The organism is Campylobacter sp. US42a, from assembly GCF_004379055.1.
In the GTDB taxonomy this organism is placed as follows: domain Bacteria; phylum Campylobacterota; class Campylobacteria; order Campylobacterales; family Campylobacteraceae; genus Campylobacter_D; species Campylobacter_D jejuni.
This window is the reverse complement of record NZ_RYYK01000002.1, coordinates 24,918-45,869: the sequence shown is the minus strand read 5'-3', so window position 1 is coordinate 45,869 and position 20,952 is coordinate 24,918. Positions and strand designations below refer to the sequence as shown.

Genomic DNA, 20,952 nt, shown 5'->3' with positions numbered 1-20,952 from the left:
TAATGATTATTAAATTTCTTGTAGAATTTTTTCGCAAATTTTTCTAGGATTATTATCTTTATAAATAGGGCGTCCAACTACTATAAAATCGCTTAAATTTTCTCTAGCCATTGTTAAATTAGCGACGCGTTTTTGATCATCATTTTTCTCTCCAAATGGACGAATTCCTGGAGTGAGAGTTAGGAAATTTCTTTGAGTGTGTTCTTTGATGATTTTACTTTCAAAAACAGAGCATACCATACCATCAAGTCCATTTTCATAGGATATTTTTGAAAAATTAATTACAGCTTCTTCGATTTTTTGTCTATAAATACTAAAGAAATTTTCTTCATCAAAACTCGTAAGAGCAGAAACTGCTAAAACTAAAGGTCTTTTTGAAAATTTGCTAAGCCGTGTCATAACTTCTTGCATAGCTATTTTTCCAGCACTTGCGTGGATATTGATCATATCAACACCAAGTTTTGATATTTCTTCGCAAGCATCTGCCATAGTGTTGGGAATATCATGAATTTTAAGATCAAGAAATATTTTAAAATCATCAACTTTTTTAAGTTCTTCTATGAATTTAAAACCATCTCTTAAATATGCTCTTAAACCTACTTTTAACCATATGTCTAAATTTTTTAATTCTTTAGCAAGTTGCAAGCATTCTTCTTTTGTAGAAAGATCAAGTGCGACACAAAGCTTCATTTTTTAGCCTTTATCAAGGCATCTAAAACTCCATTTATAAATTTTGGAGAATTATCATTAGCAAGTTCTTTGGCAAGTTCTATAGCCTCATTGATAACAATGGCGCTAGGAGTATCGGTAAAAAGTAACTCATAAGCTCCAAGTCTTAGTATAGCTCTTTCTACATGTCCTAAAGCTGTAATTTGATTATCATTTAGAAATGAATTTAAGGTTTCATCAATATTGTTTAAATTGTCTAAAATTCCATGATATAAATTTAAAGTAAAATTTTTTTGTTCATTGCGTATTTTTTTTTCATCTAAAATTTCATCTACAAAAACGTTGTTTTGAGAATTTAATTCAAAAGCATAAAGCAAGGAGATGACGCTTTGGCGAACTTGATGACGCGTTGCCATTAAAGCTCCTTGCTTAAATTTAACATCTCGATTACAGTTGTCATAGCTTCAAAGCCTTTATTGCCTGCTTTACTTCCAGCTCTTTCTATGGCTTGTTCTATTGTATCTGTAGTTAAAACACCAAAGCTTACAGGGATATTATGATTTAAACTCACATTGGCTATGCCTTTGGTGGTTTCTGCTGAAACATAGTCAAAATGCGGAGTTGAGCCACGAATTACTGCGCCTACGCAACAAATTGCATCAAATTTTTTGCTTTCTATAGCTTTTTTTAACGCATACGGAAGTTCAAAAGCACCAGGAACAAGTATAAGGCTTAGATTTTCCTCTTTGCCTCCGTGTCTTAAAAAAGCATCTTTTGCTCCTTCTACAAGGCGATCTGTGATGATATGATTAAATCTTGCATTAATGATAGCAATTTTTGTATTTGAGTCTAAATTTAATTTTCCTTCAATAATGTTCATTTGTTTTCCTTTATGATATTTTGTATTTCTAGTAATGTATTAACGCAATTTTTAAGGCGTGTAAGATTAAGCATATTAGGTCCATCGCATAAAGCCTCGCAAGGATTAATATGTGTTTCAAAGAAAAAGCCATCTATGCCTACGGCTGCTGCCGCTCTTGCTAAAGGTTCTACAAATTCGCTTTTCCCTCCGCTACTTCCACCTGCAGCCCCTGGCATTTGTACACTATGGGTAGCATCAAAAATAACTGGAGCAAATTCACGCATGATAACTAAAGAACGCATATCTACTACTAGATTTCCATAGCCAAAGCTAGCTCCTCTTTCAGCTACAAAAACACCATTTTTTTGAGCAGCTTCATAGCCTTCATCTTCTATACCACGGGTTTGTAGAACTTTTTTAACACTGTATTTGATATCGCTTGGGTTTAAAAATTGTCCTTTTTTGATATTAACTTTTACCTTAGTTTTTGCTGCGGCTACAAGTAAATCGGTTTGACGACATAAAAAAGCAGGAATTTGCAAGACATCAGCTACTTCACTTACAGGGTTTGCTTGATTGCTTTCGTGTATATCGGTTAAGATTTTCATGCCAAATTCATCTTTTACGCTTTGTAAAATTTTTAATCCTTCTTCAAGACCAGGACCTCGAAAAGAATTAATACTTGTGCGATTAGCCTTATCAAAACTTGATTTGAAATAAAATTCTATATTTGGATTTTCATTAAAATTTTTTAACTGTTCAGCAACTTTAAAAATCAAATCTTTGCTTTCTATCACGCAAGGACCAGCAATGAGTATCATTTTTTTCATTTTTTTCCTTTGTTCTTAACTAAAATTAATCCACCAAAAATAATGCCTATTATACCTAAAAAAACCATAGTACTTGGTAAATTATCTCCTAAAATTATCCCAACTATCATACTAAATACTACATCAAGATAACTAACTCCGGCAACTACTCCTGCTTGTTTAGCGATACCATAAGCTTTAGTGACGTGAATTTGATAAATGGTGCCTAAAGTTCCCATAATGGCAATGATAAGCCAAGCTGTAAGACTTGGCATCACAAAAGGTGCTAGAATGAAATCTAAATGTAAAGAATCAAGATGCTGTGGTTCAAAAAATTCAGCACTGATCATAGAAATTAAAGGCATTAAGGTTCCTAAAAGGATAAAAGAAAAGGCAATTTGTTCTGTAGTGTAAGATTTTCTAAGTTCTCTTACACTTGTAAGAGCTAAAGCGGCTAAAAATCCACTCGTGATACCTATAACTGAATTTTTTAAATCAAAGCCTGAATGATTTAAATTATGAGCCCAAGGCTGAGCGATTAAAAGCACTCCACCAAATGCTATTAAAATTCCTATCCAGCCTTTGATGCCAATATTTTCTTTAAAAACAACAAAAGCTATTAAAGTAATAAAAATAGGAGCGGTTTTTTGAAAAGCAAAAGCTCCGCCTAGTGTAATATTTGAAACATTATAGAAAAACATATATAGTGAAAGCGTGCCTACTACTCCACGAAATACCAAGAGCCAAAAATGTCCCCCTTCTTTATGTGCCTTAGATCGTTTTAAAAGATAGACTATGAAAAAAATTCCTATGATATTTCTAAAAAACATAATTTCTATAGAACTCATTTCCTTGCTAAGAATTTTTGCACAAGCTCCCATAAGTGCAAAATCCAAACATGCTAAAATCATGAAATAAATTCCTAGATTATGCTTGATTACTTTTAGCATTTTTTTTCCTTGACTAAAATCCTGGGTTAATTCTAGTCTTTTTTTGCTTAATATTAAGCCAAATTTTATATAATTTTAAAAATATAATTTTCTAGGAAAAAAATGCAAAGCATCATACTTATAGGCAAGCCAAATGTTGGTAAATCAAGTCTTTTTAATAGAATGGCAAGACAAAGAATAGCTATTACAAGTGATATTTCAGGTACAACTAGAGATACAAATAAAACAGAAATTCATATTCATTCAAAAAAAGCCATGCTTATTGATAGTGGAGGGCTTGATGAAAGTGATGAACTTTTTAAAAATGTGAAAAAAAACACTTTAAAAGTAGCTAAAGAAAGCGATATCATACTTTATCTAGTTGATGGGAAATTAGCGCCTGATGATGAGGATAGACAGTTTTTTTATTCTTTAAAAAAACTTGGAAAACCTATAGCCTTAGTCATTAATAAAGTAGATAATAAAAAAGATGAAGAAAGGGCTTGGGAGTTTGCAAATTTTGGAGTAAAGGAAATCTTCAATCTTTCAGTAACTCATAATGTAGGCTTAGATGAACTTTATGAATGGCTTGAAAAATTTTTACATGAAGAGTTTTTAATCCCTGATGAAGAAGAAAATTTAGAAGATTTTTTAGAGCATTATGAAGAAGGAAAAGAATTTCAATTTAAAGAAGTCGATCAAAATCATATCAGAGTGGGTATTGTAGGGCGTGTAAATGTTGGAAAATCAAGTCTTTTAAATGCTTTGGTTAAACAAGAACGCAGTGTTGTAAGTTCTATCGCAGGAACTACTATAGATCCTGTTAATGAAAGTGTAGTTCATAAAGATAAAGTGATAGAATTTGTTGATACTGCAGGTATTAGAAAAAGGGGTAAAATTCAAGGACTCGAACGCTTTGCCCTAAATCGCACGGAAAAAATTTTATCTCATTCTCAAATAGCACTTTTAGTTTTAGATGCGCATGAGGGCTTTAACGAGCTTGATGAACGCATTGCTGGGCTTGTGGCTAAGCATTATTTGGGTGTGATTATTGTTTTAAATAAATGGGATAAAAGTGAGATGGATTTTGATAAGACTGTAAAAGAATTGCGTCTTGATCGTTTTAAATTTCTAGCTTACGCACCTGTGATTAGTGTATCAGCTTTAAGTGGAAAAAGGGTGCATGTTTTACTCGATAAAATTTTGCAAATTTTTGAAAATTTCACTCAAAAAATCCAAACTTCTAAGCTTAATACTTTGATAGAAAATGCCACAAGAGTACATCCTTTGCCGCATGATTATGGGAAATTGGTTAAAATTTATTATGCAGTACAATATGACTTAGCGCCGCCAAAAATTGCACTTATTATGAATCGTCCTAAGGCCTTGCATTTTAGCTATAAGCGTTATTTACAAAATCAAATCAGAAAAGAATTTGATTTTGAAGGTGTGCCTTTAGTGATTGCTTCGCGTAAAAAGGGCAGTAAAGAAAATGATGAAAGTTAAAAATATCGTTTTTATAGGATTTATGGGTTCTGGAAAAAGCACTTTGGCAAGAACTTTAGCTAAGGATTTAGATCTTGTTTTTTTAGATAGCGATTTTTTAATAGAACAAAAATTTAATCAAAAAGTCAGTGAAATTTTTGAACAAAAAGGGGAAAATTTTTTTAGAGAACAAGAGCAAAAAATGTCTGATTTTTTTAGTTCTTGTGAGAAAGCTTGTATTGCTACAGGTGGGGGTTTTGTTAATGTTTCAAATTTAGAAAAAGCAGGTTTTTGTATTTATTTAAAAGCAAGTTTTGAATATTTAAAAAAGCGTTTAGACAAAGATGAAATTTCTAAAAGACCTTTATTTTATGATGAAATTAAAGCAAAAAAATTATATAATGAGCGTTTAAGCAAGTATGAACTAAAGGCAAATTTTATTTTAAATATAGAAAATAAAAATATAGATGAGCTTTTAAGCGAGATTAAAAAGGTGATAAAATGAGAGTATTAACGGGCCTTCAGCCAAGTGGCGATTTGCATATAGGTAATTATTTTGGTGCGATTAAGCAAATGGTAGATGCACAAGAAAAAAGCCAAATGTTTATGTTTATTGCTAATTATCATGCCATGACTTCTTCTCAGGATGGAGAAAAACTTAAACAAAATTCCTTAAAAGCTGCTGCGGCTTTTTTAAGCCTTGGTATAGATCCTCAAAAAAGCGTTTTTTGGTTGCAAAGTGATGTTAAGGAAGTTATGGAGCTTTATTGGATTTTATCGCAATTTACTCCTATGGGTTTATTAGAGCGTGCGCATAGTTACAAGGATAAAGTTGCTAAGGGGCTTAGTGCTTCACATGGGCTTTTTTCTTATCCTGTTTTAATGGCAGCTGATATTTTACTTTTTGATACACAAATTGTTCCTGTGGGAAAAGATCAAATCCAACATGTTGAAATCGCACGTGATATTGCTTTAAAAGTTAATAATGAATGGGGTGAAATTTTTACCCTTCCAGAGGCTAAAGTTAATGAAGAAGTAGCTGTAGTTGTAGGCACCGATGGAGCAAAAATGAGTAAATCTTATCAAAATACTATAGATATTTTTAGCAGTGAAAAAACCTTAAAAAAACAAATTTCTTCCATAGTAACCGATAGTACCGCTTTAGAAGATCCAAAAGATTTTAAAAGCTGCAATGTTTTTAAAATCGCAAAGCTTTTTTTAGATGAATCAGGGCAAAAAGAATTGCAAATACGCTATGAAAAAGGTGGTGAGGGTTATGGACATTTTAAAATGTATTTAAACGAGCTTGTAAATGCTTATTTTAAAGAAGCGAGAGAAAAATACAATGAGCTTTTAGAAAAGCCTTCGCATTTGAAAGAAATTTTAGATTTTGGTGCGACAAAAGCAAGAAAAATCGCCCAAGAAAAAATGCAAAAAATTTATGAAAAAATCGGACTTTAAGGAGTAGAAAATGCTAGATTTAAAAAATTTGCAAAATAATTTTGATGAAGTGGCTAAAAAGTTAAAAAATAAAAAAGTTGATGAAAATATCTTAAAAAAACTTGCTGAACTTTTTGCAAGTTTAAAAAAAGAAAAAACAGCTTTAGAAGAATTTCAAGCTTTTCAAAATAAATTCAGTAAAGAGCTTGCTACGGCTCAAGATAAAGAAAGTTTAAAAGCAAAATTAAGCGAAAATAAAAGTAAAATTAATGAGCAAAGCGCTAAAGTAAATGCTTTAGAAAATGAGCTTGAAGAAATCGCTCATGCCATCCCAAATATCCCTGATGAATGTGTGCCTGTGGGTGAGGATGAAGATGAAAATGTGGAGCTTAAAAAAGTTTTAAATCCACCTAGCTTTGATTTTACTCCAAAAGAACATTTTGAATTAGGTGAGAGTTTAAATTGGCTTGATTTTGTGCGTGGGGTAAAAATTTCACAAAGTCGTTTTTGTGTGCTTAAAAACGAAGGAGCTTTATTAAGCCGTGCTTTGGTAAATTATATGATAGATTTTAATAGAAGTCGTGGATTTGAATTTGTTAATGTACCTTTTTTGGTAAATGGTGCTACTATGTTTGGGACAGGTCAGTTGCCAAAATTTAAAGAAGATATGTATAAGGTAGATGATGAGGATTTGTATTTGATCTCAACTTCTGAAATTCCAGTAACCAATCTTTATAGTGGAGAAATTTTAGCGAGTGAAATTTTACCTATAAAAATGACTTGTTATAGCGCTTGTTTTAGAAAAGAAGCAGGCAGTGCAGGGCGTGATACAAGAGGTATTATAAGACAACACCAGTTTGAAAAAGTAGAGCTTGTAAGTATCACTAAACCTGAGCAAAGTGATAGTGTGTTTAATGAAATGCTTGAGTGTGCAAGTGATTTACTCAGTTCTTTAGGTTTAGCGCATAGACATTTGATGCTTTGCACCGGAGATTTGGGTTTTAGTGCGGCAAAAACTGTAGATCTTGAAGTGTGGCTTCCAGGACAAAATAAATATCGCGAGATCAGTTCTGTTTCAAATTGTCGTGATTTTCAAGCAAGACGCGCTAAAATTCGCTATAAAAACGAACAAGGAAAAAATGAACTCGTCCACACTCTTAATGGCTCATCTTTGGCAGTAGGAAGAACCTTAGTAGCGATTATGGAAAATTATCAAGATAAAGAAGGAAAAATTCATATTCCTGATGCTTTGAAAAAATATTTTTAAAGAGTATAGATGGCTGAACAAGAAGATATAATACTAGAAAAACCCGAAGATGGCTTAAATCAACCAAGACTTGATGAGAGTTTAGAGGGATTTAAGGGGCAAGAGGGGCAAGCTCCAGAAGATGAAGAATTTGCATCATTGCCAGAAGAATTACCTCAAGAAAATAGTGATAGTGGTTTTAAATTTACAAGAGAAAGTGCGCCTGAAGATGTATCAACTTTTGAAGAAGTTGAAAGTCAAGAGCCTACGCCTTGGTATAAAGATCGTAAGTTTATGTCTCTTGTGGGTTTATCTTTGGGGATTATTTGTATTTTAGTTTTTACACTTTTTTATTTAACTTTTAGTGAAGGAAAAATTAAACCAGATATTATAGCTTCTAAGCCTTTAGAACAACCTGTTGTTATGCCTGATGAATCATATAAATACAATGATATGCAAAGAATTGATGGTATGATCCAAAAAGCAAATGCTTTATATTTAAAGGGTGAAGTTGAACAGGCTTTAAAAGTTTATGAGCAAGTTGCCGTATATAACGAATCTTTATCTAATTATAATTTAGGCGTTTCTCAAATGAATGAGAATAAATTCCAAGAAGCTTTTGAAAGCTTCAAGAAAGCTATAGCCAATGGAGAAAATCAAAGTGTAGCTGCTATTAATGCTGCTGTTTGTGCTTTAAAGCTTAATGATAAGGAAAAATTTAGATATTATATTGATTTAGCTCAAGTGTATCTTCCAAAAGAAGGAAAATCAAAATTATATGATTATTATTTAAGCTTGATTAATTATTACAAAGGATATTACCCTGAGGCTTTACAAATGTTACAAAGAACAGATATGGAGCCGTATTCTGATGTTGCAAAGTATTTGTCTGCTAAAATTTATGCAAAAATGGACTTTGATTCCAAGGCTATACAGCAATTAAATTCTCAAGGCAATTTTGAATCTAGTTTATCTTTAGGTCTTTTATACGCTAGAATAGGAGAATATGCTAAAGCTAAAGTCGCTTTAAGTACAGCGATGAAAATTGAAAGAGATTTTAATCAGAGTTTAGCGGCTTTAACATTGGTTGATATTAAAACAGGAAATTATCAAGATATGTTAGCGCGCTTGCAAAATTCTTATGATAACGATAAAGATAGATATAAGATTTTAGATACTTATAAAATTCAAGTTCGTTTAAATAAGGATCTTTTTAATATAGCAGTTGCTCAAAATTCTTTTTCAAAAGATTTGCTAAAAAAACAAAAAGATCAATTCGATTTGCTTTTTTATTTTGCACCTTATCAGGTTTTTGATAGTAAGCAGGCTGCTTTATATATTAAAAAAGCTAATGTTACAGATTTCGTTGATGATAGTACTGATGCGGGAATTTATCTTAATATAAGCAAGGCTCTTTCATCTACTAATGTAAAAATTGCCAATATTATTAACTATGCATTAAATCAGAAGTTACGCCTTGCTAACCAAGAATTTCAAAAACTTATCAAGGATTATCCAGAGCATAGTATTTTACATTATAATTTGGCTTTAACTTATGCCCAAATGCAAAATTATGAACTTGCTTATAAGCATTTTTCAAGTTCATATCATCTTAATCCTAAAAATTACTTAGCAGGTGCTTTTGCTATGTTTTGTGCAAAATTAATTGATATTGATACAACTAAACTTTACAATGAAATTCTTGATAATATAGCTGCTGATTCTAATTTTAAAGCTAATATGCAAAAAAGTATGTTATTTTTAGTTAATAATAATTATATTTCTATGCTTCCTTATTTAGATGAAACAAAAAAAGACACGCCTTTGAGTTTGATTTTTGAAGCTATTGTTGCTAAAAATAATAACCTTAATAATCAAGTAGATGTGAAAATTGCTAAATTGCGTTCAGAGTTGCCTGAAGATATTTTGGCAAATATTTTGTATTTTAATTCTTTAAATTCAAATTTAAATATTAAAGAATATGCTCAAAATGCTCAAATTCATTTTAAAAATTTAAAACTTGATTATCGTAGTGTTTTTGGTGGGCCAAATATAGCTAGGGAATTTTATGTTAATTTAATGCATATTGCAGGGCTTTTAAATTTAGAAAGACAGAAATTTAAAGAGTTGATTAATGTTTCAGGAGCAAAAGATGAGGGTATTTTGCAAACTTTAGCTTATTTGGATATTTTTGCACAGCAATACGAGGAGGCTTATGCGCTTTACAATTCTTTGATTGATGATTATGGAGCTAAAGATACTAAAACTTTATTTTTAGCAGCCGTAGCAGCCGTAGGTGCAAATAATCCAAATTCAGCTATAGCGCTTTTGCAGCTTTCTAAACTTACAGATAAAAATAACAAAGAAAGTAAAGCAGCTCTTGGTATGTTGTATCAAGAAGTAAAGAACTATGAAGCTGCGATATCTCAGTATAAAACTTTACCTAATAATTTTAAGAGTGAATTTTTTACTTTTGATATTAATAACAACTAAAAATGCTTAGAAATTTCTAAGCATTTTTAGTTAAGCTTGAAGATCTAGAGTTTTTCCGCCTAGTTCATCAATGCGATCGCTAACTTTTTTAAGTGCCGCATCTATTGTATCTTGACTGATTTGAGGAAGTTCTCCACCCCACATTTTTTCCGCTTGCTCAAATCCTTTTTTCATACCTTCAAGACCTTTTTTCAATTTTTCAACATCGTCGCCACCGCCTTTAATAACAAAATCCGCGATGCGATTGGCTGTATTTTCCACTCCAAAAAAACCATCTTCACTTACAAGTTGTTGAAGTTCATCTGTATTCATATCAAGTGGATTTTTGCCACTGTAGCCTAAGGATGCAAAATCAATATTTGTAAGTATAGATTTCGCAGTATCTAAATTGGCACCATTTAAAAGACTATCTAGTCCAGTTTGGGCATTGCTCGAACCTATTACAGCATTCATTGTTTGCTGTTGAAACTGAACTAGGTAAATTTGTGTAATGCCCTTTCCACCAAGTGCATTTAATTTTTCAAGGGTATTTTTATCTACATCCTTGCTAGAATTAGCACTTTGAACATTTTTGTCTTTTGTGTTTTCCTTAGCATCATCTGCCTTCTTATTGCTAACTTGTGTTTGTGCCATGCTAGCGATATTTGAAAAAGTATTCACTTGCATATTTGCTCCTTTGTGTGAGGCTTTAATTTATATCGACTTTTGACTTAAAAAATTTATAAGGACATTAAATTCCTTATTTTCAAAGGAATTTAATGTTTTATTGTAGATAATAAGCAATTTGCTCTTTATTGAGAATGCGGATAAGATTGCTAGTACCTTCTACTCCTGTTGGAAAGCCTGCAGTTAGAAGATAGCATTTGTCTTCATCCATAAAACCTTTTTCAACACTTGATCTTACAGAGTCTTTTAATAATTCTGTAAGTTCATTACTTTTGTTAACCAAGATCGCAGGATTAACTCCCCAAACTATACTTAAAGAGTTTAAGGTTTTTTCAGAATGCCCTACTGCTATGATTTCTATATTTGGACGATATCTTGCAATCTTAATAGCAGATTTTCCGCTACTTGTTAAAGAAAAAATAGCATCAGCGTTAAGATCTGTTGCAAGATGAGCTGAAGAACGCATGATTTTATCTGTATTGTCTAAATCATTAAAATCATTAAATTTGTTATATGGATAGCGTTTTTCTGTTTCTATTATAGTTTGGCACATTATATCAACAGCGTTTGCAGGATCTATACCAACGGCGCTTTCTTCACTTAGCATTACTGCATCTGTTCCATCTAAAACAGCATTTGCAACATCTGAAATTTCAGCTCTTGTGGCGGTTTTGCTTTTGGCTAATGAAAAAAGCATCTGAGTCGCAGTAATAACAGGCTTAGAGGCATTGTTTGCTTTTTGTATAATTTCTTTTTGGATATTAGGAACTTTATAATAAGGTACCTCAATACCTAAGTCTCCTCTTGCAACCATTATACCATCGCTAGATTTAATAATCTCATCAATATTTTCTACTGCATCAAATTTTTCAATTTTTGCAAAAATAGATATTTTTGCGTTATTTTGTGCTAAAATTTCACGAACTTCATCAATATCGTGTGCATTTTGTACGAAAGATATTGCTAAAAAATCTACTTCATTTTTTATACCCCAAAGTAAATCATTTTTATCTTTTTGTGTAATAACATCAATATTGATTTTAGTATTCGGAAAATTAATACCTTTATTTGAGTTTAAAAAACCATCATTTTCTATAATGGTTTCAATTTTTTGATTATCTATGCTTACTACTTTAGCACGAATTGATCCATCATATAGATAAATATATTCATCAATTTTTAACATATCTAAAATGGATTTTTGATTGATGCTGATTTTATAATGATTTTGAGCAATCTTCTCCCCTAAAATTGTTTCACGATAAAAATCAAGTCTATCACCCTTTTTTAATTCAAATGGTTCTTTAAGTTCACCTGTACGAATTTTAGGACCACTAATGTCTTGTAAAATTCCAATACGAGTATGCAATTCTTTAGCTACTCTTCTTATGGTATCTAAGTTTTTTTTATGATACTCATGTGTTCCATGAGAAAAGTTTAAACGGAAAACATTTACACCATTGATAATCATTTGGCGTAGAATTTCTTCCTTTTCGCTTGCTGGACCTACTGTGGCTACAATTTTTGTTTTTTTAAGCATGGTAAACTCCTTTTGAAATTATTGTAGCTAAAAATAGAAACAAAATGATTACAATAATTCTGAAGAAAATTTATCTTCGTTAAATTCCATTCCTAGGTAATTACATATAAGCTTTGCATCTCTTTCAGCATTTCCTAAACAACTTGTTGCCCCAGGACTTGGAGTCATATTGAAAATAATGCCAGGGGTTTCTGTGATGCTTGCTTCACCTAGCATTAATTCTCCTTTAGTTTTATCAATAACTTGTGGTCTTACGCCTCCAAAACCTTTTGCATAATAAATATCGCTTGCTTTAAGACTTGGGACTATTTTTTTGGCATCTTTAACAAATAAGCTTTTATCAATAAAAGGTAGTTCAAAAAGATAATTATAAAAGATGTAATTTCTAATTGTTGCATCTTTAAACATATTAAAAGTTACTTTTAAAACAGTTTTATCGAGTTTTAGTGCTTCAAAAAATTCTGGAACTGATTTTAGTCCATGATAACGTTCTAGTTTTGGAATAACAAGTGCAGTAGGTCCAAAGCGAGTGTTCATATCAGCAAGTAAATCAGGATCTCCATGAAGAGCTGCAAATGGAAGTTTAGGATTTTGTACCATATAAACTTTGCCATTTAAAAGTTTTTGTTTGGTTAAATAAAAACTTCCTGCAACAGGCCAACAAGACTTATCCATACCTAAGTTCATTTTATGTGCTAAATATAAAGAGTGCGCTCCAGCATTGACAACTACGCTTTTGGCATGGTATTCTTGATGATTTGAGGTTTTTAATATAAAAATATCATCCTTTTTTTCTATGTGAATAATTTCTTGATTAAAGGCAACGAAAGTATTTTTATTTTGTTTTTGGGCTTGTTCTATTAGATTTATACTCATTTTCCCAAAATCTACAGTTGTAAAAACCTCGCCGCTTTCAACACCCATGGCGCAGATATTTTCAGGTCTATCTTGATTGCAATCTTCTCCTAAAACAACCTTGGGTTCAATTTGTTTGATTTTTGCTTTATCGAAAAATTTTATATAAGGATAAAGTTCTTTAAATTCTTCATAGCGTTTTTTCATATAATCACATTCTATATCTCCAACAGCTAGAGCCATTTTTTGATGAGAAAACATGAAATTATTTTGCGCATTTTGCATGAGTCCATATTTAACTATCATATCAGCTGTTCTTTTTACTTTTCGCGCTTTTTCTAAAGTATAATTGGTTTCAATATCTCCACAATGAATGGTTTGAGAATTACTCGTTCCCTTAGAATTTAATGTTGCAGCTGTATTATATTTTTCTATCAAAGCAATATTTTTAATATTTGTATATCTTGCAAGCTCGTAAAATAATGCTGCTCCTGAAATTCCAGCTCCGATGACAAGCACATCAAATTCTTGTTGGCTCATTGTTTTTCCTTTTTTTATTTTAATAAACTTTTTTCTAAATAGAAGTTTAATTGAATTTGTTTTACAAAAAGTTAAATTTCATTAAGGTTTGATATCAATGAGAATTTTTGTAACATTTTTAATAAAGTAAATTGGGATTTTCTTTTATAATCTTTTTCATTCCTCGAAAGATTAAAAGTTTATCATAAATTGCGTGATCGAAATAATTTGCTAAAAATTGCCCATCTCCACCAGTGAAATAAAGCTTTTTATTTTGAGCGGCATCTTTTATCAGTAGGTAAATTCCTTTAAAAACACCATAACTTAAAGCATCCATAGTTTTTTGTGGGAATGCATCAAGACTAACTTGAGTGTTAAATTCACTTTTTAATCGTGGTGAAATATGGCTATAAATTTTTTTATAATTTGCAATACCTGGCAAGATAAAACCACCAAGATGTATAGAATTAGAAATAATATCAATTGTAATAGCACTACCTGCATCTACAACAACTCCATCTTCAATAGTATAACAAGCTGCTATGCGATCGATTCCTAATCCTTGATAAATTGTATCAAATAAAAAATAAGGTTCAAGATTGATAAAATTTTTTTGATTTTTTAAATGTTCTTTGAGATGTTCATTGACATTGATATAAAAAATTTTTTGTTCATTTTTAAATTCTAAAAACTGATCTATACTAAGAGTAAAATATTTGTTATCATCTAGGAAATTAGCATTTGAATTCCCAATATCACAGAGTAGCATAGATATTAAATCCTTTCATTTCTAGATGATTTTTTGCTTTAGAGCAAAGAGAAGCCATGCTAAAAAAATATTTGTTATTTATGTTAATTTGCTGTGCTAGATTTTCTAAAAATAAGGCATCTTTCATTAAAAATTTTGTTTTTCCTGTATACATAAAAAGAATGTTATTTTGATCTTTAGCACAAATATAACTTTTTTTTCTAGTCAACATACTTAAGTCATAGGGCTTTAAATTTAATTTTAAAGCCTTTATTGTTTGTTCTAAAATTTTTATCATAGCAAATCTAAAATTTTATCTCCGTAGTAAAATTTACCATTTCCCATGAAAGAAATTTTATCAACAGCTTCTGAAAGTTTAAATACTTGTGCATTATCTAAATTTAGATTCATTTTGATAAGATAGCCTGTTTTTTCAAAAATATATAAATAATTATTGTATATATTGCTTTTTACAAAAATAGCAAATTCAAATTTTTTTTCCGCAATTTTTCTTAAGTTATAATCAGTTTTAATAATAGTGCCATCTTTTTCTAGTATAAAAATACCATCATCGCTAAGTGCAACATCTTTTATGTCAGCGTCAAGATAAAGAGTTCTAGCAGGGCTTACAACAATGATTTTTTTAGCTGTTGCTGCTATAAGTTTATCTCCGATTACACTTAGATGGATTACATTGTTGAAAAAATTTTCTGCTGAAATAACCACATCTTTAATGATTTGAAGATTGTTTCTTGAAAGAATTAAAATTTTACCATCTAGTGTTGGATAAACGATGATATTGTCTAAAAATATAGGATTAGCGGTACGACTGTCTTGGGCTGGAGCTGAGGTTAGGGTTTGACTGAATTTAATACCCAAAGAACGATTTGCAAGAACTATAGTATTGTTTGCAAGTACAAGGGCTAAATCATCTCCATTAGAAGCTACTCCTACAATACTAGCGTCAAATTGAAAATTATAAATTTCATTATAAGGATTGTCAAAAATTTTTAAATTTCCATTATTATCTGCAGTAAAATATTCCCCATCTTGATAAGCTAGAAGCATATAATTTTTAGGAAGTTTAAACTTGTCTATGGAGATATTATTTTTTAAGATAGCTGTATTATTGCTAAGTTTTGCAGAAACTAGATTCCAATCAACGATTTTACTTTTTAAATTGCTATTATGACTTAAGTCTCCATCGGTTTGTTTTGGTTCAAAATATTGTCTTTTGGTGCCACAAGCACATAGAAATATTAAACAAAATAGTGTTAAAAATATTTTTTTCATTGTGTAATGCCTTGATAATGTTTGAGGTTTTTAGTTATTTGATTTAAACTTGAATTTTCTTTTATCTGAGAAAGTAAAACATTAGCTTCTTCGATTTTATTTTGCTCTAAAAGTTTGTAAGCTTCTAATAATTTATCATAATTTTTTAAAAATATCGATTTATCTCCTAAAGATAATGCGATAATATTTTTAAGTAAAGTGTTTGTTTGAGCATTATTATAAATTTGTTTTAGTTCATTTTGGAGAGTTGTATTATTGAAATCATTAATATTTTCTTTTAGTAAAAAGATAGCGTAAAGATTGGTATTTTTATTTTTAAGTTGTTCTAAAAGATTTTTATTACTAGGATCTTGTATTAGATTGGCATAAATTTCATTTGCTTCTTTTGTTTTATAATCGTTTATTTTTGAGATTATAAAATTTCCAGCAAACCAAGCAACTAAAATTATCACAACAGCAGATATATAAAATTTATACTTGCGTATAAATCTCTCTCCTTTGATAAAATTTTCTATAAATTGTTCTTCTGTGTTAAGTTCATTTTTAACAGCTTTTAAATTATCTTTTAGTCCCAAAATTTATCCTTGAAAAAATATTTTTATTTTTGTATAGAAAAATTATGGTATTGTATCATATAAATTGCAAAATATCCTAAACAATTTAAAGCTTTTTATGATATAATTTTCAAAATTTTAACTTTTTTATTAAGGTTTAAGAAATGCAAATCGATGAGAAATTATTAAGCAAGCTTGAAAAATTAAGTGCTTTACAAATAACAGAAAACAGAAATGAAACTATTGCACAGTTAAGTGAAATTGTTAATTTTGTTGAAAAATTAAACGAACTTGATCTAGATTCCCAAGAGATTACTGTAAGTACTATAAAAGGTGGAGCTCCTTTAAGGATCGATGAGATAAGAAATAGCAATGTTATTGATGAGGTTTTAGATTGTGCTCCAAAAAAACAAGAACATTTTTTTGTTGTTCCTAAAATCATAGAATGATTAACTTAGCATTTAGTGCTTATTTGTAGAATAAATTTAAAACAAAAAATCAGAGAGTGATTGAAATGAATTTTTATTGGTTTGATGCTTTTATTTTAGGATTTACCTTACTTTTAGGGCTTAAGGGTATTATCAATGGTTTGATAAAAGAAATTTTTGGACTTTTGGGTATTATTGGTGGTGTTTTTATTGCTTCAAAATACGCAACTCAAGCGGCTGAATTTATACAAAGTACTTTTTATAAGATAGAAAATCAAAGTTTAGCTGGATTTGCTGGGTTTTTGGTCATATTAATTATTTTTTGGATAGTTTGTTTGTTGGCAGGTAGTTTTCTTTCTAGGTTGATTAAATTAAGTGGCCTAGGTTTTTTAGATCGTATTGGTGGCTTTATATTTGGCGGGGCAAAAATCTTTTTAATTTTTGCAATTTTAGTTTTTTGTGTAGCAAAAATCGATTTTTTAAATGATAAATTAGATAATTTTGCTAAAAATAGCTATACTTTGAATTTGCTTAAAGAAACTGGATCTTTTATTATGAATCAACCTTTAACAGAAAATAGTCTAGATCATGCTAGTGAAAAGTTGCAAGATATTGTAAGTGATTTAAACAATACTCAAAAAGGGGAGTGATATGCTGATAGAAAATGTGGAATATGATGTTTTACTTGAGAGATTTAAAAAAATATTAAGACAAGGCGGACTTAAATATACCAAGCAAAGAGAAGTACTTTTAAAAACTCTTTATCACAGTGATACTCATTACACACCCGAAAGTTTATATATGGAAATCAAACAAGCTGAACCCGATTTAAATGTAGGAATTGCAACTGTTTATCGTACTTTAAATTTGCTTGAAGAAGCAGAAATGGTAACTTCCATTTCTTTTGGTTCAGCAGGTAAAAAATACGAGCTTGCTAATAAACCTCACCATGATCATATGATATGTAAAAATTGCGGAAAAATTATAGAGTTTGAAAATCCTATTATAGAAAGACAGCAAGCCTTGATTGCAAAAGAACATGGTTTTAAACTTACAGGGCATTTGATGCAGCTTTATGGTGTTTGTGGTGATTGTAATAATCAAAAAGCAAAGGTAAAAATATAAATGTTTGATAATATTTTAGAGCAGCAAAGAATAGAAAAAGCTAAGGAATTAAAAAAATTAGGGATCAATCCTTATCCTCATTTTTTAGAAAAAGAAATGTCTTTAAAGACTTTTAAGGATAAATTTTCTTATATTTTAGAGCAAGTTGAAAAAAGGGATGAAAGTATCAATGCTGTTGTTGCAGGACGTTTGAAACTTTTGCGTATAGCTGGGAAATCGATTTTTGCAAACATTGAAGATGAGGATACAAATTTACAAATTTATTTTAGTAAAGATAGCGTAGGCGAAGAACTTTATACGATTTTAAAAAAGAATTTAGAGGTGGGTGATATTGTTTTGGTTAAAGGTTTTCCTTTTGTAACTAAAACAGGCGAGTTTAGTTTGCATGCAAGTGAAGTAAAACTCGCTACAAAAGCTATTGTTCCTTTACCTGAAAAATATCATGGATTAACAGATATTGAGCAAAGATATCGTAAACGTTATGTTGATATGATAATGAATGCAGAAGTTAGAAAAGATTTTTTAGTGCGTTCTAAAGTGGTGAGTTTGATTCGTCATTTTTTTGAAAATAAAGGCTTTTTAGAAGTAGAAACTCCTATGATGCATCCGATTGCAGGTGGAGCAAACGCTAAGCCTTTTGTAACTTTTCACAATTCTTTAGGTGTAGAAAGATTTTTAAGAATTGCTCCAGAACTTTATCTTAAAAGACTTGTAGTGGGTGGTTTTGAGGCAGTTTTTGAAATCAATCGTTGCTTTAGAAATGAAGGTATGGATTTAACTCATAATCCCGAATTTACAACTATAGAATTTTATTGGGCTTATCATAATTATAAAGATTTAATGGATTTAACTGAAGAACTTTTTGCTTTACTTTTAGATAAGCTTAATTTGGGAAAAACAATAGAATTTGATGGAAAAATGATAGATTTTTCTAAACCTTTTGAAAGAATAACCTATAAAGATGCACTTTGTAAATATGGTGGTTTAGATAGGGATTTAATCGAAGATAAAGAAAAAATTCTTACTAAATTAAAAGCTGATGGTTTTGAAGCGAATGAAAAGCTTGAACTTGGACATTTACAAGCTGAACTTTTTGATAATTATGTGGAAGAAAAATTGATCAATCCTACTTTTGTGATTGATTTTCCTATTTCCATAAGTCCTTTATCAAGACGTAGCGATGAGGATTCTCAGATTGCTGAGAGATTTGAGTTGTTTATTTGTGGAAGAGAATTGGCAAATGGTTTTAATGAGCTTAATGATCCTCTTGATCAATATGAGAGATTTTTAAAACAAATTGAAGCTAAAAATGCAGGCGATGAAGAGGCTTGTGAAATGGATGAAGATTTTGTAAATGCTTTGGGTTATGGAATGCCTCCAACGGCAGGGCAGGGTATAGGCATAGATAGACTTGTTATGCTTTTGACAAATAAAAAATCTATTCGAGATGTGATATTGTTTCCTGCAATGCGTCCATTAAAATCAGAACTAAAGGAGAAAGAATGAGTTTAGAAATGTTTGATAAAGAAATTTTTGATTTGACAAACAAAGAGTTAGAGCGTCAATGTGAAGGTCTTGAAATGATAGCGAGTGAAAATTTCACTTTGCCTGAAGTAATGGAAGTTATGGGAAGTATTTTGACAAACAAATACGCAGAGGGTTATCCGGGTAAAAGATATTATGGTGGTTGTGAATTTGTTGATGAGATTGAAACTCTAGCTATTGAAAGATGTAAAAAACTTTTTAATTGTAAATTTGCTAATGTTCAGCCTAATTCAGGTTCTCAAGCTAATCAAGGTGTTTATGCGGCTTTGATTAATCCAGGTGATAAAATTTTAGGAATGGATTTAAGTCATGGTGGACATTTAACTCATGGTGCAAAAGTAAGTTCTTCAGGTAAAATGTACGAAAGTTGTTTTTACGGCGTAGAACTTGATGGAAGAATTGATTATGAAAAAGTAAGAGAAATTGCTAAAAAAGAAAAGCCAAAACTTATAGTTTGTGGAGCTAGTGCTTATGCAAGAGTGATTGATTTTGCTAAATTTAGAGAAATCGCTGATGAAATAGGCGCCTATCTTTTTGCTGATATAGCGCATATTGCAGGTCTTGTTGTAGCAGGCGAACATCCAAGTCCTTTTCCACACGCTCATGTAGTAAGTTCAACTACGCATAAAACTTTGCGTGGCCCAAGAGGTGGTATTATTATGACAAATGATGAAGAGCTTGCTAAAAAAATTAATTCTGCCATTTTTCCAGGTATTCAAGGTGGTCCTTTGATGCATGTAATTGCTGCAAAAGCAGTAGGATTTAAATTTAATCTTAGCGATGAGTGGAAAGTTTATGCAAAACAAGTAAGAACCAATGCTCAAGTTTTAGCTAATGTTTTAATGGATAGAAAATTTAAACTTGTTAGCGATGGAACGGATAATCACCTTGTTTTAATGAGTTTTTTAGATCGTGAGTTTAGTGGAAAAGATGCAGATTCAGCTCTTGGAAATGCAGGTATTACCGCAAATAAAAATACCGTTCCAGGAGAGATTAGAAGTCCTTTTATCACAAGTGGATTAAGACTTGGAACTCCAGCCCTTACTGCCAGAGGTTTTAAAGAAAAAGAAATGGAAATTGTGTCAAATTATATTGCAGATATTTTAGATGATATTAATAATGAAAAATTACAAGAGAATATTAAACAAGAATTAAAAAAACTTGCAAGTAGTTTTATTATTTATGAAAGGGCTATGTTTTGATTTCACCAATGGATATGTCGCTAATTAAAATAATTGGCGATCATTATTATATAAGACGCGATAAAATTGTAAATAAAATTACACATAGAGGTCGCTTATTTTTTGATAAATTTGAAAGAGTTGATGCTCCTTTAAATTTAAATGTCATGAGAGAACACGCTGCTAAAAAAATTGTTGTCGCTCATGATTTAATAACAAAAGATAATAAAGTAGAAAATATTGTCTTTGATTATAATGGTTTTAATGCTGAAAGATTTTATCACCGTGCGCAACTTATTTTAAGAGAAGAAGGTTTTATAAATTTTACAGCTTATAAGACTAAAACTCCAGGACATTTACATCTTTATATTCATAAAGGACATACGGCGTTAAACGAAGGTTATTCTTTAGCGTCTAAACTTTCAATGATGTTTGCAAGTAAAATGCCAGTAGAATGGAAGGTGTTTCCTAGTATGGATGTACCTAGGGAATTTAATATTTTAATATTGCCTTATGAGGTTTATCAAAAAGAACGAGGAAGTTCTTGGTCTAAGCATATGTAAGA

22 protein-coding genes and 1 pseudogene are annotated in these 20,952 nt (G+C 30.6%); 11 read left to right on the top strand and 12 right to left on the bottom strand.

Annotation, left to right across the window (positions count from 1 at the left end):
- Positions 1-12: 12 nt before the first annotated feature.
- The 5 genes and pseudogenes from pyrF to ELQ10_RS02335 form a co-directional block, all read right to left on the bottom strand.
- Positions 13-690, bottom strand: a pseudogene (gene pyrF / locus ELQ10_RS02355) (orotidine-5'-phosphate decarboxylase); the annotation flags it as partial.
- Complete coding sequence (gene nusB, locus ELQ10_RS02350; RefSeq protein ID WP_002854405.1) at positions 687-1,085, bottom strand: transcription antitermination factor NusB; 399 nt, start codon at positions 1,083-1,085, stop codon at positions 687-689. The gene nusB and the pseudogene pyrF, both read right to left, overlap by 4 nt.
- Positions 1,085-1,549, bottom strand: a complete 465-nt coding sequence (ribE, locus tag ELQ10_RS02345; RefSeq protein WP_002854278.1) for a 6,7-dimethyl-8-ribityllumazine synthase — start codon at positions 1,547-1,549, stop codon at positions 1,085-1,087. Before ribE ends, nusB begins: the two co-directional genes overlap by 1 nt.
- Positions 1,546-2,361 carry a 3-deoxy-8-phosphooctulonate synthase gene (kdsA, locus tag ELQ10_RS02340; RefSeq protein ID WP_133401547.1) on the bottom strand — a complete coding sequence of 272 codons (816 nt, stop codon included), beginning with the start codon at positions 2,359-2,361 and terminating at the stop codon, positions 1,546-1,548. The genes ribE and kdsA overlap by 4 nt, the downstream gene beginning before the upstream one ends.
- Positions 2,358-3,290, bottom strand: a complete 933-nt coding sequence (locus tag ELQ10_RS02335; RefSeq protein WP_002877515.1) for a DMT family transporter — start codon at positions 3,288-3,290, stop codon at positions 2,358-2,360. The genes kdsA and ELQ10_RS02335 overlap by 4 nt, the downstream gene beginning before the upstream one ends.
- Positions 3,291-3,392: 102 nt before the next feature.
- Between ELQ10_RS02335 and der the strand changes: the two genes are divergently transcribed.
- Genes der through pflB form a run of 5 tightly spaced genes read left to right on the top strand, consistent with a single transcriptional unit; the run spans position 3,393 to position 9,933 of the window.
- Positions 3,393-4,775: a ribosome biogenesis GTPase Der gene (der, locus tag ELQ10_RS02330; protein ID WP_134250141.1), complete on the top strand. Its 1,383-nt coding sequence runs from the start codon at positions 3,393-3,395 to the stop codon at positions 4,773-4,775.
- Positions 4,762-5,259 carry a shikimate kinase gene (locus ELQ10_RS02325; protein ID WP_134250140.1) on the top strand — a complete coding sequence of 166 codons (498 nt, stop codon included), beginning with the start codon at positions 4,762-4,764 and terminating at the stop codon, positions 5,257-5,259. The genes der and ELQ10_RS02325 overlap by 14 nt, the downstream gene beginning before the upstream one ends.
- Positions 5,256-6,215 carry a tryptophan--tRNA ligase gene (trpS, locus tag ELQ10_RS02320; RefSeq protein WP_002937048.1) on the top strand — a complete coding sequence of 320 codons (960 nt, stop codon included), beginning with the start codon at positions 5,256-5,258 and terminating at the stop codon, positions 6,213-6,215. Before ELQ10_RS02325 ends, trpS begins: the two co-directional genes overlap by 4 nt.
- A gap of 10 nt (positions 6,216-6,225) precedes the next feature.
- Positions 6,226-7,461 carry a serine--tRNA ligase gene (serS, locus tag ELQ10_RS02315; RefSeq protein ID WP_133401545.1) on the top strand — a complete coding sequence of 412 codons (1,236 nt, stop codon included), beginning with the start codon at positions 6,226-6,228 and terminating at the stop codon, positions 7,459-7,461.
- Positions 7,462-7,470: 9 nt separating this feature from the next.
- Positions 7,471-9,933 carry a motility protein PflB gene (gene pflB, locus ELQ10_RS02310; protein WP_134250139.1) on the top strand — a complete coding sequence of 821 codons (2,463 nt, stop codon included), beginning with the start codon at positions 7,471-7,473 and terminating at the stop codon, positions 9,931-9,933.
- 30 nt (positions 9,934-9,963) lie between these two features.
- Here pflB and ELQ10_RS02305 read toward each other — a convergent pair whose 3' ends face one another.
- The 7 genes from ELQ10_RS02305 to ELQ10_RS02275 form a co-directional block, all read right to left on the bottom strand.
- Positions 9,964-10,599 (bottom strand): hypothetical protein, encoded by a 636-nt coding sequence (locus tag ELQ10_RS02305; RefSeq protein ID WP_002860276.1) that lies wholly within the window; start codon positions 10,597-10,599, stop codon positions 9,964-9,966.
- Positions 10,600-10,696: 97 nt separating this feature from the next.
- Entirely contained in the window at positions 10,697-12,139 is a 1,443-nt protein-coding gene (gene pyk / locus ELQ10_RS02300) for a pyruvate kinase (RefSeq protein ID WP_002865887.1), read from the bottom strand.
- Between the two features lie 48 nt (positions 12,140-12,187).
- Positions 12,188-13,534, bottom strand: a complete 1,347-nt coding sequence (locus tag ELQ10_RS02295; RefSeq protein WP_002869934.1) for an FAD-dependent oxidoreductase — start codon at positions 13,532-13,534, stop codon at positions 12,188-12,190.
- Positions 13,535-13,652: 118 nt separating this feature from the next.
- Positions 13,653-14,282, bottom strand: coding sequence for a type III pantothenate kinase (locus tag ELQ10_RS02290; RefSeq protein WP_002854234.1), 630 nt, complete (start codon positions 14,280-14,282; stop codon positions 13,653-13,655).
- Entirely contained in the window at positions 14,269-14,559 is a 291-nt protein-coding gene (locus ELQ10_RS02285; RefSeq protein ID WP_002938172.1) for a hypothetical protein, read from the bottom strand. The genes ELQ10_RS02290 and ELQ10_RS02285 overlap by 14 nt, the downstream gene beginning before the upstream one ends.
- Entirely contained in the window at positions 14,556-15,554 is a 999-nt protein-coding gene (locus tag ELQ10_RS02280; RefSeq protein WP_134250138.1) for a hypothetical protein, read from the bottom strand. The genes ELQ10_RS02285 and ELQ10_RS02280 overlap by 4 nt, the downstream gene beginning before the upstream one ends.
- Positions 15,551-16,129, bottom strand: a complete 579-nt coding sequence (locus ELQ10_RS02275; RefSeq protein WP_134250137.1) for a hypothetical protein — start codon at positions 16,127-16,129, stop codon at positions 15,551-15,553. The genes ELQ10_RS02280 and ELQ10_RS02275 overlap by 4 nt, the downstream gene beginning before the upstream one ends.
- A gap of 143 nt (positions 16,130-16,272) precedes the next feature.
- On the opposite strand from ELQ10_RS02275, the gene gatC reads away from it, so the two are divergent.
- The 6 genes from gatC (at position 16,273) to ELQ10_RS02245 (ending at position 20,950) form a co-directional block, all read left to right on the top strand.
- Positions 16,273-16,557 (top strand): Asp-tRNA(Asn)/Glu-tRNA(Gln) amidotransferase subunit GatC, encoded by a 285-nt coding sequence (gatC, locus tag ELQ10_RS02270; RefSeq protein WP_134250136.1) that lies wholly within the window; start codon positions 16,273-16,275, stop codon positions 16,555-16,557.
- Positions 16,558-16,622: 65 nt separating this feature from the next.
- Positions 16,623-17,186: a CvpA family protein gene (locus ELQ10_RS02265; protein ID WP_134250135.1), complete on the top strand. Its 564-nt coding sequence runs from the start codon at positions 16,623-16,625 to the stop codon at positions 17,184-17,186.
- 1 nt (position 17,187) lies between these two features.
- Complete coding sequence (locus tag ELQ10_RS02260; RefSeq protein ID WP_002854230.1) at positions 17,188-17,661, top strand: Fur family transcriptional regulator; 474 nt, start codon at positions 17,188-17,190, stop codon at positions 17,659-17,661.
- Positions 17,662-19,167: a lysine--tRNA ligase gene (gene lysS, locus ELQ10_RS02255; protein ID WP_134250134.1), complete on the top strand. Its 1,506-nt coding sequence runs from the start codon at positions 17,662-17,664 to the stop codon at positions 19,165-19,167. It abuts the gene before it with no gap.
- Entirely contained in the window at positions 19,164-20,408 is a 1,245-nt protein-coding gene (locus ELQ10_RS02250) for a serine hydroxymethyltransferase (protein WP_134250133.1), read from the top strand. Before lysS ends, ELQ10_RS02250 begins: the two co-directional genes overlap by 4 nt.
- Positions 20,405-20,950, top strand: coding sequence for a DUF1882 domain-containing protein (locus ELQ10_RS02245; protein WP_002859481.1), 546 nt, complete (start codon positions 20,405-20,407; stop codon positions 20,948-20,950). The genes ELQ10_RS02250 and ELQ10_RS02245 overlap by 4 nt, the downstream gene beginning before the upstream one ends.
- Positions 20,951-20,952: the final 2 nt, after the last annotated feature.